We start from the raw sequence: 15,034 nt of genomic DNA, 5'->3' as shown, positions 1-15,034 counted from the left end.
CTTTAAATCCCTTCTATTGTACTAGACCGCCATGCGATTGATCATGCCTGAATCATAACCTCGATATCCCAATTTTGACATTGGACCGCGTAATTCCTTTTCTTCATGGGAATTAACGACTCCATCCCAAAAGCTGAGAACGATAAAGCGCAGCTATGACAGAAAACAGCAAAGCCCTGCTTTCAGCGCTTTGCTGTTTCGGATCAAAGAACAGCATGACTCGATAATAGTTCTATATTCTTCACTTCGATCCTGCCTTCGGGGCCAACGTGCCAGGAACAAGCTTTAATGAATCGCAAAATCGAAAAAGCGCCCGCTCGCCGCCTTTTCGGGCTGCTAACGGACGCTTTCGTATAGTTATTCCGCGCTTAGCACGATGTGGCATGCCGTCAGCTTCGGCACTTCGTAAGTAAACGTATTGCCTGTAATTTCGGCAACCTGCTCTCTCTCGGTAATCGCGGAGCTTTCGCCGTCGAACGCCCATACTCTTGCCGATTTGTAACCCGTCTCCCCGGCAATATTGAAAATGGCGTTCATCGCGTGATCATTGTTTTTGTTCAGCACGATCAGGTGCAGATTGTCGTCGCTGTCCTTGTAGACGGAGCCGTATACGGAGCTGTTCTCGATATCCGACGTCTCCGCCTTCACCTTCGTATCGCCGAAGCCGGCATTGTTTCCGTCGTAGTTCCGGAACAGTTTCGCGGCTGCGCTAATATACGGCGCTTCTTTAAGTTCGTTAACCATTTTCCAGAAGCTCGCGAAATGCACGCCGTATTTTCCGAAGATGCCCAGCACGTCCGCTTGCGCGATGCCGCCGTACACATTGTTTTCGCCGCCGTAGTTGTATTCGGTAATGGCGATTTTCGTACCCGGATTGTACGTGTCGATCGACTGCTGCAGCCTCGGAATGACCGGCAGGAAGCCGCTGAACCATTGTCCGATCCACGTATTCTCGGTGTAGCTCGAATCCCATAGCGATCTTGGCGCCTGCATGCGCTCCTTATTGGCCTCAAGATTGCCGTTCGAGCCGCTGTCCGTTATCCGGTAACCGCCCGCCGTATTTTCCGGATACCAGTGAATGTCCAGCGCATCGAGCAGCCTTTTGCCTTCCTGTTGGGAAGCGACGCGGAACCGGTCCAAATAGTAGTCCATGTACCAGTCGTACGTGCCCTTCACCGCCTTCCAGTCGGCGGCTTCATGCATGTTGTACATCTCGTCGAAGCCGTAAGAAACCGGACCGTAGAGCTCGGCGTCGGGATCGACGTTTTTGACCGCTTTGGCGAGCTCGATACCTTTGTCCGCCACTTCCGCGCTGCCCGGAGCCTGCGGATGCATGTGCATATGGGTTTTGGCCCACAAACCCGGCTCGTTGTCGATCTGGTACGCCTTAATGCCCGTAGCCGACTTGGCCCCGCCGAACTTGTTCACCAAATAATGAACGAACTCATCCATATAAACGGCATTGTCCGTCAGGTTCGGAACGAGACTGAACGGTGCGCCCTTCGACGGCTTCACTTCGACCCAGCGGGATGAAGGCGCCGTCTCGGCTGCCGTTACTTCGCCATTCGTATCGTTTGCGGCGAAGCCTGCCGCTTGCAGCGTAACGAGCGAGAACATCCCTTTGTCGAGCGATTTCTGATGGAAGCCCGCAACGCCGACGCCCGGCTCCGCCATATTGCCGCCCCACGGCACGCCGCCGTAATACCAAGGCACATAGTTGTCGCTCATGAAAAAGTAATCGTCTCCCGCATTCGATGCGTTCGTTTCCCAATTGTAGGTGGACATCCAGTTGCCGCCCATACGCCGCGCGCTCCAGTTTTCGGTGCCCGTCAAATCTTCATTCGTACCGTAAATATACGGGCTGATCGGCGCCCGTTCTGCGGATGGGTCGACCTGGAATGTGACATCGAACTTGCCCGCAGGCACGAACTTGGTATTCGCCTTAAGCGTCGTGCTCCACGCGCCCCGCGTGGCGCCATCCTTCGCTCGCACTTTGTACGTATGCTGGGAACCGGAAACAAGCCCTCCATGCACGTACGATGTTTGCATTCCCGCGTCTATGATTGCGCCGTCGACTTCGATTTCATAGCCGGTGATCGCCTCCGCCAGCTTGCTCCACGAAACCGTAACCGACGTTTCCGCGAGGTTCGCCCTTACATTCGCCGGAGCCGGAAGCGCCTGCTCGCCCGTCGTTTTGAGCGACAGTGTAGAACTCCAAATACTCGTCTTGCTCCCGGCTCTCGCCCTCACTTTATACGTGTGACGGGTACCCGGTCTTAACCAGTCGTGCTTAAATGACGTGCCCGAAATGTTTTCGGTCAGCCGTCCGTCCGCCTCGACATCATAGCCGGTTGCCCCTTCGACAGGCTGCCACGATACGGTGATCGCTTCATCTGCGGGGGCGGCCGCTACGTTCATCGGGTAAGGCGGAATGTCGAACAGCATGGGTTCGATGCCCCAAACGAGCGTCCCCGAACGATAGCCGGTCACGTTGCCGTTATCGGTATAATCGGAAGTCGGCGTGAACGAGTAGTCGTTCGTATGGTCGAAGATCGACCAGTTCTCTTTGTTGATCCAAGTATAAACGCCGACCTTCGAGCCCGGCTGAAGCGGCCCGGCATCGGCTGCAAACCCGATTTCCAAGTAATGGTCGGCCTTTTCCGACGGGATCGGCATTTTGACGAACTTCGTGGTCACGTTCCTGTTCGAAGCGGTCGACCAGAAGCCGATCGACAGCGGACTTTCCTCTTCGATCGTAAAATAGTACCTCAGCGAAAGCTCGCCAAGCGGGATCGGCGTTTTGCCCGCGTTCTCGATTTCGAAGCCTGGGCTCGGCATTTGCGACCAGTCGCTTGTGCCCGTTTTTGAAAAGATCTTAAGAGCGGCCGTTCCGGACGCTGCGGAGGTCTTGGCGGTTACCGACTCGCTCCAAGCGCCCGCCGCGCCATATTGCTTCGCTCTTACGCGGTAAGCGTGCTCCGTGCCCGGCTGCAAGCCTTGATGGATATAGGATGTTCCTTGAATATCCGGTACGATCGCCCCGTCAGCTTCAAGCTCGTAGCCTGTCGCCCCTGAGACCCCGCTCCACGTAACCGTAACTGCGAGCTGCTTGGGCGCCGCCTTCAAATCCGCCGGCGCCGGTATCGTTTGCGATCCGGCAGCCAGCACCGTGAACTGTCCGGCAGAGGTATTCCGATGCTTCATCTGGCTCCGGTCAGGGCTATAAACGCCGATCTCGATGCGGTAATCGCCAGACTGCGCCTTCTGCGGCACGACCCACTCCACGCCGAAAGTCCGTTCCTGACCGGCTTCGAACCGGCCGTTGACGACCTCCTCGGTCGATTTAGACCCGTCCGGTCCGACGATGCCGATTTCCACGATCGCATCGCCATAAACGCGGGACGTCACCGTCACATCGACGTCCACCGTATCGCCTGGCTTGGCGGTCTCTGCGGCAACCGCAGCGCTGCTCTCGAACGCCGATTCCTCTTGGGAGATCGTCAACGAAGCGGCACCTGCGTGCCAAGTGTACATGCCGTCCCATCCCGCTCCAAAAATACCCAGGCTGACGATATACGTTCCTCCGGGCAGACCTGCAGGCACAGCCCATTCAAATGGAACCGTCCTCGTTTCCCCGGCCTTTACGTCGATATGATCGACAAATACTTGATGCACCTTCTTCAAGGAAGCGTCGAATATTTCAAGGTCGAAAAGCAAGGAGGCGTCCTCCGAAGCCTTTACTCTCGCATTCAGCGCGGCAACGGAGCCCGGCGCCACAGGCGAAACGGGCGCTTCAACCGCGGTTTCCACATTCGCCGCTGCAATGATCTTGGCTGCTCCGAATAACGAAAAGCCGTTAAGCATTAGAACGACGGCTAGCGCCAAGGCGAGTGCGCGTGCCGTTCTCCTTTGTATAGTAATAAACATCGATGATTCTCCTCTCGATTTATGTATAGCATCGTTCCAGTCACCCGAATGGAATCCGCTGGAATCAAACTTACTTAAGCGATTATAGAATCGTGCCTTGTCCTTGAACAGGATGATTTTTATTCACCCCCCTCAAAAAAGAAGGAACCTTGCTCATCGAACGAGTCGACGGACAAGGCTCCTTTTTTCACTATATGCGGATAAACTTCTACACCTGGAACAAGCCGCTTCCTTCCAACGGCTCGATCGGATGCTTGTCGGCCGTCAGCTCCGAATTTGAACGAGAAATACCGGACAGCTAAACACGCCTTTGAAGCTTGACACTACATTCTGACGTTGTCGCAGTGACGTACTCCAAATAATTTACAGAGCCGTCAAAGTTCAAATAAGCTTCATAACGCATGCGGATTGCGGGTAAAGTAATGAATTCCAGAACATTTTCCTTTGGAACCCACCTGCACTCGCTAGTTTCATCAGAAGCAGCTAACTTCCCGCCCGCAGCCTTGCACACGAAATCAAACATGACCTTCGTAGGAACATCAGTCACACCGTCATACCACTTATGGATCGCTGTATTGGAAACAATACTGATTAAATGGCTGACAGTGGCGTCTATTCCGCTTTCCTCTTTGATTTCACGGATCACGCCGTCAATCAGATTTTCTCCAACTTCAGTTATCCCGCCAGGATACACCCAACCATCGTCACGGGTTTTTACTAATAAGATATTTCCATTCCCATCTTCTACAATTCCGCCTGCCGATACGATATGTGTAGGAAACGCCATTTCACGACCTCCTAATAGGATAAGGTTGTATATTCAGCATTTACTCCTTGTTTAATTGCTCTCGCATATGGTTATGCAGCCCCCAAAGCTCCTCTAACGGCACTGTTTTTTTAGAGCAGTTCTCTATGCCCTGTTGATTCGACTCCTTTGTCCAAAGAGGCGGGTATATGGAAATACCCTGATTTCCGTTTATATCTGCAACATACGTTTCCCATCCATTCCACCTGAACGTTTCGTAAAATGTATGTAAATCTCCAGTACAAGCCCAATGCACAAAGTCGGAATACCCCATCTCCAAAGGCTCCCAATCCAAAATGTCAGGGGCAAAATAAAAAATTTCGCCTACTCCTTCATCAAGAAAACCGCAATTTAGAGCAAAAAATCCTCCAACAACATCATCAGCTACCAACAAGGCATGTTTCATGTCACACTGTTCACTCCATGATGTAATGGTTCTCGGTAACTTATCATGACCCGAACCCAAAATACGAAGCCAACCGTTCTGAAATAAGATTCCGCCGGTTGAGTATGCAATCGCACCCAGTATAGATTTGGTTGTTACTTGCAGGTCTGTTATAACCTTTATACTCATTTCTATCTCAGAGGGAAGAATTATGGCTTGATTACTATTTTTCGATTCAAAAATCCAATTCTCAACAGTGGTTAACGCAGATTCACCTTCGTAAACAAGTTCTTCGATTCCCTTCATGTTTTTTATCCCCCTTTTGTCTTGGTACTCTTGTTCCCCTCAGTCGAATTCTCGGATGTTCTCTATAATTTCACTGACGCAATGTTCTATATCCTTATTTGAACAATCAATCGTTTGATCTCCATACTTCTTGTATAGCGGAACTCTTTCCTCGTACACGTCCTTAAGACTGTTTCCTTTCTTGATGACAATGCCTCTGGTTGTAATATTGGTTAGTCTCCTTTGAATTTCTTCATAGGGGACATGCAAATAAATAATGAGCCCGTTCTGTTTGAGGGCGTGCATAGCTTTTTCCGAATATATAACGCTTCCGCCTGTAGATATGATGCAATTTTCGAGCTGCAATTCAGACACAACTTTTTCTTCGACTTCCATAAATTTTTCGAGACCGTCATGATCAATGATCTCTTGTAACAACCTGCCTTCATCTTGTTGAATAACGATATCTGTATCCACATAGTCCATTCCTAAAGCTTTAGCAAGCAGCACGCCTAAAGTGCTTTTACCGGCTCCTGACATACCTACAAGAACTATATTCCTAGTCTTCTGCACGTTTACAATGCCTCCGTTTTCCCTAATTATATCTCAGATCAAAGACTTGCCTAGTTTCGTTTTGATCCAACCGGAAATCTCAACAGCGGCTTCGTCTACAAATCCCCCTACGTCAGCATCATTTAAATATTGATTTTCGATTAACGGTTCATTTTCGGGAGTGTCTAACCAGATGAACAATTTGCGTCTCCATATGTCCAGCTCTTCCGAGGTATACAGGCCAGCCGTTTCATAAAGTGCAGCACCGGCTACTTGTCGTTCGATAACGTCTCGCCATGGAACGGTTCGTTTGAGATGGAAATCATACTTGTTTTCTTCATTCCAGATTGCTTGTAAGACGCTTTTATCCTCATTGCTTATCCTGCGTTTATACGCAGCCCAAAGGTCATCTGCCATAATATGACTGAGGTATCCCAATAAAAACATTTCGTATTTATCATCTTTGTAATCATGAACTCTTCGGTTATAAAAATCGATTAATCCAGGCCAATCCGGATAGCTCCCCATACTTTCGCGTAAATGTGACCTCGCTTTAGAAAATTTATCTTCCCTAAACTGTACGGCATCCGGAGCGATACTCCCGAGTAAAAATTCATGTTGAGGATGACCGTCAAACATTCGATACGCAATCGAGAAATGGAGCATGGGCCATGGCATAGGTAAATCCTCCCTTTCCTCTTATAAACACAACTCCATGCTACCAAAAGTTAGAAGTAATGAAAAATATACGGTTTAGAACAAATCGTTCTATTTCTTGGATTAACGCCTCGCTCGATTATTCAACGATCGTTCCTGACAGCGCAATAACTCACGCGATACACTGGGCATCTGCACATATAGTTATTCACCCACATACTATAAAAGAGCAAACGTGTTAGGAAAGCAATGGAGGTATCGTATGACAAATTTTTATTCTTTTCACGGGACAGTCACTATGATTAATGATTTTTTCACGGGTCAAAACGGTAAGGGAGAAGGCTGTTCTCAATTCATATCTGTAGAAAACGGATCGGGAGCAATCGTAAATTTCGTGGTGTCGCCCACAACTTACTTTGTAGACCATGTAATGGTGTCGGTAGGAGATCGCGTAACTGGATATTATGACGGAGATGCACCTGCTCTTCTAATTTACCCACCACAATACCAAGCGCTTGTCATGGTAAAAGATAGCCCGTATCAAAATGTAAAAGTGGATTATTTTAACAGCGAGCTGGTTAGTAGCGACGGTCGATTACGATTAAATATTTCTCCCTATACGAAAATCGTCTTAACAAACGGGCAGCTCTTTTCAAAAAGCCCTGCGAACCGGGATCTGGTCGTTATTTACGGACCTACCACCAAAAGCATCCCCGCCCAGACCACCCCCTATAGAATTATCGTTTTGTGTTAGGCGGAATGAGAGAGCAATATTTCAAACATCCCCTTGTGATATAAGTAACATGAAACGCAAACAAGGAGATGAAGATATGAATAGGTTGAAAGGCAAAATCGCTCTTGTAACCGGCGCAAGCAGGGGAATTGGCCGCGGCATTGCGCTGCGTCTGGCACAAGAAGGTGCATGGGTCGCCGTACACTATGGAAAAAGACAACCTGAAGCGGAAGAAGTCGTTCATAAGATTGAGCAAAACGGAGGATCCGCATTCGCGATCGGCGCCGACTTAAGTACCCTTAGCGGCATTCGTGATTTATATGCGGCATTGGATGATACCGTTTGGAATCGTACAGGCGATAATCGGTTCGATATTCTCGTCAATAACGCTGGAATCGGTCAAATAATGACCCTGGAAGAAACGACGGAACAATCCTTCGACGAAGTCATGAACATCAATGTCAAAGCGCCGCTTTTTGTGACTCAGCAAGCTTTGCCGCGACTGAAAGACGGAGGCAGCATTATCAATCTCTCATCGTTTGTTACACGCGTGGCCTCTCCCGGTGTTTTCGCCTACAGCATGTCGAAGGGGGCCGTCGATACGTTTACGCGCGCCTTGGCCCAGCAGCTTGGGAGCCGCAATATTACGGTGAACGCCATCCAGCCGGGCATTATTAATACAGAAATGAATGCCGGGACGCTGCAAAACCCCGACGGGCAAAAATATGCCGCCGGTCTTTCAACCTTCAAAAGGTGGGGAGAGCCTGAAGACGTTGCGAATATCGCGGCCTTCCTTGCCTCGTCGGACAGCCGTTGGGTAACCGGTCAATGCCTTGACGCAAGCGGCGGATCTCATCTGTAAACGGAAGGGGCGGAAATCTAGCTGAAGAGCCGGGCTTCCGCCCCCTTTGTTTTACGCCAAATGTTGACCGTCCCGCTCTTTTCTTTCCAAATCATCACTCACCGATTATTCATTCAAATACGTCGTGACCCGGTTCTGGATGAGCTTGCTCACCTCTTCGCCCGATTTTTGTCCGGCAAAATACGATGTCAGTTCCTTAAAAAGGATCGAGTTGATTTTGGAATCCGTCTTTGCAAACATGACCGCTTCGCCGATCAGCCGCTTGATCTTCTGCATCTCTTCGTCCGTCATCGGCCCGGGAACGGTTCCGCTAAAGGATTTGACAGCCCCTTTCTTCAGCCTTTCCTGAATCTCGTTTAATTGTTTGTCGGATAAGGATTTATTCATTGCTATTCCTTTAAGCTCGGGCGAGGCCTGCATCTCCTCGGACAACAGAAATTTCAGAAAATCCCACGCCTCCTGCTTTACGTCCGACTTTGCATTGATGCCGAGCATCCTGGACGAGCTGAACGAACCGCCTTGATCTTGACCTGAAACCGGTTTTCGGTAAACGGCGCCCTCGTTATACACGATTTTGGCATATAGCGCAAGATCCTGGACGGAGTTCGCCGTCCACGTACTAAAAAACTGTTCTCCCCAGCTTGCGCCTACTCCAGACAACAAATGATCATCGTACATCTCCTTGACTTGCTCCATTAAAGACAAAAACTCTTTCGAATCGAAATGCGCTTGCCGCTTCGCCTGATCCACGTAGGCAACGTAATTGTCCCTCATTAAGTTGATCAGCATGCTTTCCGGTTCCGTGTTGGTCATGACATATTTGTCGGGTTTGCCGTCTCCGTTCGCGTCTTTGACAAGCTTCTTGGCTAGTTCGGAGAACGACTCCCAGGTCCAGCTTTCGTCGTCCACTTCCAGTCCGGCAGCCTTTATGGCTCCTGCGTCTCCCAGAATTAGATGAAGCGTAAAATTAAGCGGCATGGCATAAAGACCATTGTTTATTTTGGAGGCATTCCAAATGTTTGCGTAATAATCGTCCGGTTTGAAGGAACTGTCCTTTGCCATTAGCTCGCCTAAGTCGGCCAGCACTTTCTTTTCCGCATATTTGGCATACGGCAAATCCTGCAGCGAAATCAAGTCCGCTCCTTTCCCCGACATCACTTCCGTATTGACGGTATTGAGGTATTTCTCGAAGGCCGTTTCGTCCATCGCCAGCTGCATTTGTCCGCTGTCCGGCGCAGCGGCATACTCTTTGATTCGGATATCGATATCGGGATGCGTCTGCTCGTATTTTTGTTCAGCCAGCTTCAGAAATGCATCCGTTTGTCTGACGGAAACGGTAATAACGGTTTTTCCTTCCTTCTTCGCAACGTTCCCGCCCTCCTTCTTTGCGGTCCCGCCGCTGCATGCCGTTAAAGCGACGGCAACTAGGCCGCTCAACACGGTTAATCCTGCACGTTTCATTTTTTCATATCTCCCTTTGTCTGCTCTATATATCTATTTATTGCAGCCGAATCCGGTTGCCTTCCTGAAGCGGCTCGCTGCTCTCGGTAATGAATGAATCGGTTGGGGTTAGGCCTCGAACGACGGCCGTTTCATTTTCGCTGGAGCTTCCTTTCGTCACATAAGCTTTGCGTACGGTAAGAACATTGCCGAGCGGCCCTTTCTTCTCCGTAATCGTAAAAACGTAGCTTCCGCCGGCGTCTTCTTTAATAGCCCCTTTAGGAACAAGAAGCTCCTCCTTGCCAATCTGCTTCGTCATGACAAGCTTTGCGCTTTCGCCGCCTCGAAGGCCGGGATCCTGCAAGGAGAAGACGAGTCGTTTGTTCGGACCTGCCTCCTTCATCTCCCGATCTTTCGGTGCTCCGGCAGCCCCTATCTGGAGTCCTCCGCCTCCGCCGCTTTGTTCAACCGCCTCGATCCCGATTAATTGCCCTTCCAGCTGTTTGCCGGCTCCGCCTTCCGTTTCAACCTGAACGGGAGCTTTATCCCCTTTCTTGAATAATGCCGCCCCTTCCTCCGGAATTTGAATGTCCAGCTTAAAGCCTTTAGCCGTATTCATCATTTTGATCAGCGTCTGCCCTTGCGAAGCGGCTTGCCCCTCGCCGGCGGCAACCTGCGTCACAATACCGTCGAACGGTGCAGCAAGCTGCCGCTGTTCGGCCATTTTCTCGTTCAGGCTTTGAATCTTGCGTTCTTGGACCGCCATATCGATGTCATGGCTCTCCAAGCTGCGTTTGGCCTCCCGAATAGCGTTCTCCTCTCCGCTTTGCTGCGCTTTAATAAAGCTTTCTTTGAGCTTCTCCTGCGAAAGCTTCTGCTGCTGCAATCTCGACTGCTCGTCCTGCAGCTGCCGCTGCGTTTCCTTGTTATCGAACGTAATCAGCTTCTGCCCTCTCTTGACCGCATCTCCTTCTTTGACGTGAATGCCTGCGGCTTTTTGGCCGGACGGACTTTTCAGCTCGATCTCCTCTTGCGGAACGATCGTCCCTGCGCCCTCTATCTTCTGTTGAAGCGCCGCTTTCCGCGGCTTCTCCGTGACGACCTTCGGCAGCGTCAAGGCGAGCATCGTATTGCTGAAAAAAGTCAGCAGCAGCAAAGCGCTCAAGAACAAGCCGGCAATAACGCCGATCGTCTTTTTTCGCACTTCTTACTCACCCTTTCACGCCCGATAATTGAATGCCTTCGATAAAATACGGCTCCGCGTACAGAAACAGCAGGACCATTGGCATCATATAAACGACTGAAGCCGCAAACGCAACTCCCCGCGCTTCCCCATTGATCCGCGATAAATAGACAGACAACGGCTGTTTGAATGCATCCTGCAAAAAGATCAGCGGCTGCTCGACCATATTCCAGTTGTCGACGAACAGCAGGATGATCAGCGCCGCAACCGCCGGCTTCACCATCGGCATGATGATGGACAGAAATATCCGCAGTTGGCCGGCGCCGTCGATTTTTGCCGCCTCGACATAGGCGTAAGGGATGTTCAGCATAAACTGCCGGAGCAGAAAAACTCCGAACGCCGCAAAAATCCCCGGCAAAATAATCGCGCTGCCGCTGTTCATCAATCCGAGCTTATCCGCCACGATGAAGTTCGGCACCAGCGTTACCTGAAACGGCATCAGCATCGTTATCAGGTAGAGGAAGAACAGCTTGTCCCTTCCCCTGAACCGCAGCTTCGCAAATCCGTAAGCCGCGAGCGATGCGACGATAACCTGTCCGATCATGATCGGCACGACTAGCCGGACCGAGTTCCAGAACATAAACAAATAAGCGGGCGTGTCTACAAGCACTTTGACGTATTGCTCGAACGACACCCAGTCCGGAATGAGCTTCGCATTGACGAACAGGTTCGCATCGGATCCGACTTTGCCGATTGCTCCGTAATTCATGGCAATTTCCTGCTCCGTCATGAAGGAATTGGTGACGGTAAGCGCAATAGGCGCAAGCAGCAAAACCGCGAGACAGCCGAGGAAAACCGTCTTCAAGCTTTTTATTGCGGCATGCGATGTTTTCATCCTTTTCCCTCCATTTCAGCTCGTCTTCCCCTTAACCGTCCATAAACTGCCGAAACCGGCGTTCCAAGGCGAACAGCGCGATGACGATCAGGACGATCCCGGCGGCCATAATCGAGGCGGCGGCCGTAAGCTTTTGAATATCCAACGACAGAAACATATTGTTCATATAATGCTGCAGCATATAAATGCTGTCCTGCGGGTAATCCCCTGCAATCAGATACGTCTCGCGAAATACTTTAAAGGAGTTGATGATCGACATAAGCACCACGAAAAATATCGCCGGGATCAAATAAACAAGCGTAATATTCGTGAACTTGCGTATCGGTCCGGCACCTTCCACATCGGCGGTTTCGTAATAGTCGCCCGGGATATTTTGCAAGCCTGCCATGAACAAAATGATGTTATATCCGATGTTCTTCCACAAATAAACGAATATGACGACATACCGGGCCCAGTCCGATTTCATCCAGTCGATGCGGTCGATCCCCAGGCTGTTCATTACGGCATTAAGCGTTCCGTTCCAGTCGAACAACACTTGCCAAATGAGAATAATCGAGGCAACCGGAACGACAAGCGGCATGACGTACGCCGTCCGCAGCCAATTCCGCAAATAAACGTTCTGATTCAGCAGCATGGCGATATAAAGCGAAAACGCCGCCATAAGCGGAACGCTGAGGGCGGTAAACCAGAACGTGTTTGCCGCCGCTTTGCGGAATGACGAGCTGTCGAGCAGCTCCCGATAGTTATCCAAGCCGACGAAGGAACCGTCCATCGACGAGCTCTGAAAGGAGTACACGATCCCCATCCCGAAAGGGATCAAATAAAAAATCAAAAACCCGATCAGGCTCGGTGCCAGAAACAGCGACGCAGCCGCCGCATCCTTGCGCATCCAGCGCCGAAAACGCATGGCGTTTCCTCCCTTCCTGCAATATTCCTGTTGCTTACTTGGCTAATCTTAAAGGAACGATATGGAGTTCATGTGGAGTTGATGTGTGGATGATGTGGAATAAAGTCCCCCAAGGGCGAAGCATGCCTCTGGAACATATGCCGATTCCTTCCGGGGGAGCCCCGTTATCCACAGGAATTGCTTTGTCTAGGCAAAAAAAAACAGCGTGCGAACCGTTTCCGGTACACACGCTGTTTTTAGGGCTTAACGTTTATCTAAGATTCAGCGAAAGCAATTATTAGTTCGGATAATTCGGAGGCGCTTCTCCCGGGAAAACGATCGTGAACAGCACCCCTTGCTCCGTATTCCGAATGGAATAATCAAAATTGTGGATGTCCATGATTTCCCTCACGATATACAAGCCGAGGCCGCTTCCGCCCGTGCTGCGGCTTCGCGATTTCTCCAGCCGATGGAAAGGCTGAAACAGCTCCTCCAACTGGTTTTCCTCGATATGCGCCCCCGTATTCAGCACCTCGAGTAGATGTGCGCCGTCCCGGCCGAACAGCCTTACGCCGACCCCTTCGCCCAGCTTCGAATATTGAATGGCGTTCAGGATCACGTTCATGACCGCTTTCCGGAGCAAACTGCGATCCGCGCGGATCGTTATCGGCTCCGCTATATCCGAACTCATCGCGATGTGTTTGACCGTGCTGGCGTATTCAAGCTGCTGTAAGCATTCCTTGACTAAGCATGACAGATCAACCTGCTTCCATTGCGGCTCGAAGCCCGAATTTTCCAGCTTGGAAATGTCCAGCAGCTCTTTGACAAGCTTCTCCATATCCTGCATAACGGCATACGATCGGCGCAAATATTTGTCCCGGTCCTTGTAGGCCCCGATCTGATGAATCATCCCTTCGATCTGGCCCATTACAGCTGTAATCGGCGTTTTGAGCTCATGGGAAACGGTCGCGATAAATTGCTTGCGTTTCTCTTCAAGCTCCCGCTCCTTCTGAATTTCGCCGGTCAGCTGTTCATTGGCCTGCTTCAGCTCCGCCATTGTTCGCTCCAGATTATGCGAGAGCCGGTTCAAGCTGCGCGACAGCTCGCCGATCTCGTCCTGCGAATGCACGCTGCAATCGGCATCGAACTCGAGATTCGCCATTTTTTTGGCAACCCGATTGATGCGGAGCAGCGGCTTCGTAATCATTTTGGAATAAAGAATCGCTCCGGTAACGGAAATCAATAGAACCAGCACGATGACGTAAGGCGCAAACAATAATATCGCTTCCGACGCTTCGTTTATCGGCTGCAGCGTAGCCATCAGCACCAGCGTGTAGCGCCCGTCAAGGAACGAAATCGTTTTTTCGGCCTGGTACATATTATCAATCGGCTTAATATTAATTTTTTTGAGCGGCATGCTTTGCTCTTGCTTGGATTCGGACAGGTCCAGCTCTCCCTCAACCTCGCCTTCGTTATAGGGAGATGGAACGAAAACAAGCCGTTCCCCGGCATCCTTGATCCCCATCCAAACATTATAATCCCGGGTAAATGCATTCAACGCATGTTGGGATTGTTGTAACGTTCGGGGGGCAGATTCGCGAATCAGCTGCTCCAGCGCGGTATTCAACGTATTAACCTTGTACTGGCGATAGAAAGAAGGCAGCAAATAATAAAAAACGGTAAATATGATCACCGTACACACGACGAGCAGGCCGCTTGTAATCAGGAATATTTTGCGCGTTATTCCTTTGGGGCGAAAATTACTCATCGAATTTGTATCCTATTCCGGTAGCCGTTTTGATATAGGGAATGCCGAGCTTTTTCCGCAGGTTTTTGATGTGGGTATCCACGATTCGCGCATCCCCGTAATAGTCGTAGCCCCAAGCTTGATTAAGCAAAGCTTCCCGGGTAACGGCCCGGCCTTTGTTGGCGAGCAAATAATGAAGGATTTCGAATTCCTTGGCCGTCAGCTCGATTTTCCGCTCGTTGACGGATACCGTAAAACCGGCTTTATCCACTGTCACTTCCTTAAACCGGATGATTTCGGAAGGAACGCTCGGCTGCGTCCGTCTCAGCACGGCCTCCACTCGTTTGATCAAAATGTTGAAGGAAAACGGCTTCGTAATATAATCGTCGATCCCCAGCTCAAAGCCTTTAAGCTGATCCTTCTCGTCGTCGAGAGCCGTCAGCATAAGAATCGGCACATCGGGAGCTTGCTTTCGGATCATTTGGCAAACGTGGTAACCGTCCATGTTCGGCAGCATCACGTCGAGCAGCACCAAATCGTATTTTTCCTTCCGAAAACGTTGGATTCCTTCCAACCCGTCGCCGGCGGTGTCAATTTCGTATGCTTGCGCGCTTAAAAATTCTTTAATGAGCTCCTGGATATCGGAATCGTCTTCGATTACTAGTATTCTCGTCACA

14 protein-coding genes are annotated in these 15,034 nt (G+C 50.3%); 3 read left to right on the top strand and 11 right to left on the bottom strand.

Features of this window, described 5'->3' with window-relative positions; all coding sequences use genetic code 11:
- Positions 1-357: 357 nt before the first annotated feature.
- Positions 358-3,927 carry a glycoside hydrolase family 44 protein gene (locus DQG23_RS30950; protein ID WP_113034901.1) on the bottom strand — a complete coding sequence of 1,190 codons (3,570 nt, stop codon included), beginning with the start codon at positions 3,925-3,927 and terminating at the stop codon, positions 358-360.
- Between the two features lie 149 nt (positions 3,928-4,076).
- On the opposite strand from DQG23_RS30950, the gene DQG23_RS42340 reads away from it, so the two are divergent.
- Positions 4,077-4,229, top strand: a complete 153-nt coding sequence (locus DQG23_RS42340) for a hypothetical protein (protein ID WP_158560786.1) — start codon at positions 4,077-4,079, stop codon at positions 4,227-4,229.
- On the opposite strand, the gene DQG23_RS30945 is transcribed toward DQG23_RS42340, so the two are convergent.
- The 4 genes from DQG23_RS30945 to DQG23_RS30930 are packed head-to-tail and all read right to left on the bottom strand — an operon-like array spanning position 4,226 to position 6,632.
- Positions 4,226-4,714 carry an NUDIX hydrolase gene (locus DQG23_RS30945; RefSeq protein ID WP_113034900.1) on the bottom strand — a complete coding sequence of 163 codons (489 nt, stop codon included), beginning with the start codon at positions 4,712-4,714 and terminating at the stop codon, positions 4,226-4,228. The genes DQG23_RS42340 and DQG23_RS30945 overlap by 4 nt on opposite strands.
- A gap of 40 nt (positions 4,715-4,754) precedes the next feature.
- Positions 4,755-5,423 (bottom strand): DUF2625 family protein, encoded by a 669-nt coding sequence (locus tag DQG23_RS30940; protein WP_113034899.1) that lies wholly within the window; start codon positions 5,421-5,423, stop codon positions 4,755-4,757.
- A 39-nt stretch (positions 5,424-5,462) separates the two neighbouring features.
- On the bottom strand, positions 5,463-5,975 hold the full coding sequence (locus DQG23_RS30935; protein WP_238178125.1) for a shikimate kinase: 513 nt from the start codon (positions 5,973-5,975) through the stop codon (positions 5,463-5,465).
- A gap of 33 nt (positions 5,976-6,008) precedes the next feature.
- Complete coding sequence (locus DQG23_RS30930; RefSeq protein WP_113034898.1) at positions 6,009-6,632, bottom strand: zinc dependent phospholipase C family protein; 624 nt, start codon at positions 6,630-6,632, stop codon at positions 6,009-6,011.
- A 241-nt stretch (positions 6,633-6,873) separates the two neighbouring features.
- Here DQG23_RS30930 and DQG23_RS30925 point away from each other — a divergent pair, with 241 nt between their 5' ends.
- Both DQG23_RS30925 and DQG23_RS30920 read left to right on the top strand, forming a co-directional pair.
- Positions 6,874-7,365: a hypothetical protein gene (locus DQG23_RS30925; protein WP_113034897.1), complete on the top strand. Its 492-nt coding sequence runs from the start codon at positions 6,874-6,876 to the stop codon at positions 7,363-7,365.
- A gap of 76 nt (positions 7,366-7,441) precedes the next feature.
- On the top strand, positions 7,442-8,206 hold the full coding sequence (locus DQG23_RS30920) for a glucose 1-dehydrogenase (protein ID WP_113034896.1): 765 nt from the start codon (positions 7,442-7,444) through the stop codon (positions 8,204-8,206).
- 105 nt (positions 8,207-8,311) lie between these two features.
- On the opposite strand, the gene DQG23_RS30915 is transcribed toward DQG23_RS30920, so the two are convergent.
- The 6 genes from DQG23_RS30915 to DQG23_RS30890 all read right to left on the bottom strand — a co-directional run bounded on the left by DQG23_RS30915 (position 8,312) and on the right by DQG23_RS30890 (position 15,033).
- The gene (locus tag DQG23_RS30915) at positions 8,312-9,667 is read right to left on the bottom strand and encodes an ABC transporter substrate-binding protein (RefSeq protein WP_113034895.1); all 1,356 of its coding nucleotides are present in this window, start codon (positions 9,665-9,667) and stop codon (positions 8,312-8,314) included.
- 37 nt (positions 9,668-9,704) lie between these two features.
- Positions 9,705-10,850 (bottom strand): efflux RND transporter periplasmic adaptor subunit, encoded by a 1,146-nt coding sequence (locus DQG23_RS30910; RefSeq protein ID WP_113034894.1) that lies wholly within the window; start codon positions 10,848-10,850, stop codon positions 9,705-9,707.
- Between the two features lie 7 nt (positions 10,851-10,857).
- Positions 10,858-11,724, bottom strand: coding sequence for a carbohydrate ABC transporter permease (locus DQG23_RS30905; protein WP_113034893.1), 867 nt, complete (start codon positions 11,722-11,724; stop codon positions 10,858-10,860).
- A gap of 31 nt (positions 11,725-11,755) precedes the next feature.
- Entirely contained in the window at positions 11,756-12,631 is an 876-nt protein-coding gene (locus DQG23_RS30900; protein ID WP_238178124.1) for a carbohydrate ABC transporter permease, read from the bottom strand.
- A gap of 277 nt (positions 12,632-12,908) precedes the next feature.
- The gene (locus DQG23_RS30895) at positions 12,909-14,378 is read right to left on the bottom strand and encodes a sensor histidine kinase (protein WP_113034892.1); all 1,470 of its coding nucleotides are present in this window, start codon (positions 14,376-14,378) and stop codon (positions 12,909-12,911) included.
- On the bottom strand, positions 14,371-15,033 hold the full coding sequence (locus DQG23_RS30890; RefSeq protein WP_113034891.1) for a response regulator transcription factor: 663 nt from the start codon (positions 15,031-15,033) through the stop codon (positions 14,371-14,373). Before DQG23_RS30890 ends, DQG23_RS30895 begins: the two co-directional genes overlap by 8 nt.
- Between the last annotated feature and the right edge of the window lies 1 nt (position 15,034).

The sequence above is a fragment of the Paenibacillus contaminans genome, assembly GCF_003285015.1.
In the GTDB taxonomy this organism is placed as follows: domain Bacteria; phylum Bacillota; class Bacilli; order Paenibacillales; family NBRC-103111; genus Paenibacillus_V; species Paenibacillus_V contaminans.
Note: the sequence above shows the minus strand (reverse complement) of the source record. Positions and strands in the feature narration are given on the sequence as shown.

Bases quoted from the DNA above. Each gene is read 5' to 3' on its own strand.
- DQG23_RS30950 (WP_113034901.1), bottom strand. From the start codon at position 3,927: ATGTTTATTACTATACAAAGGAGAACGGCACGCGCACTCGCCTTGGCG.
- DQG23_RS30945 (WP_113034900.1), bottom strand. From the start codon at position 4,714: ATGGCGTTTCCTACACATATCGTATCGGCAGGCGGAATTGTAGAAGAT.
- DQG23_RS30940 (WP_113034899.1), bottom strand. From the start codon at position 5,423: ATGAAGGGAATCGAAGAACTTGTTTACGAAGGTGAATCTGCGTTAACC.
- DQG23_RS30930 (WP_113034898.1), bottom strand. From the start codon at position 6,632: ATGCCATGGCCCATGCTCCATTTCTCGATTGCGTATCGAATGTTTGAC.
- DQG23_RS30925 (WP_113034897.1), top strand. From the start codon at position 6,874: ATGACAAATTTTTATTCTTTTCACGGGACAGTCACTATGATTAATGAT.
- DQG23_RS30920 (WP_113034896.1), top strand. From the start codon at position 7,442: ATGAATAGGTTGAAAGGCAAAATCGCTCTTGTAACCGGCGCAAGCAGG.
- DQG23_RS30915 (WP_113034895.1), bottom strand. From the start codon at position 9,667: ATGAAACGTGCAGGATTAACCGTGTTGAGCGGCCTAGTTGCCGTCGCT.
- DQG23_RS30905 (WP_113034893.1), bottom strand. From the start codon at position 11,724: ATGAAAACATCGCATGCCGCAATAAAAAGCTTGAAGACGGTTTTCCTC.
- DQG23_RS30900 (WP_238178124.1), bottom strand. From the start codon at position 12,631: ATGCGTTTTCGGCGCTGGATGCGCAAGGATGCGGCGGCTGCGTCGCTG.
- DQG23_RS30895 (WP_113034892.1), bottom strand. From the start codon at position 14,378: ATGAGTAATTTTCGCCCCAAAGGAATAACGCGCAAAATATTCCTGATT.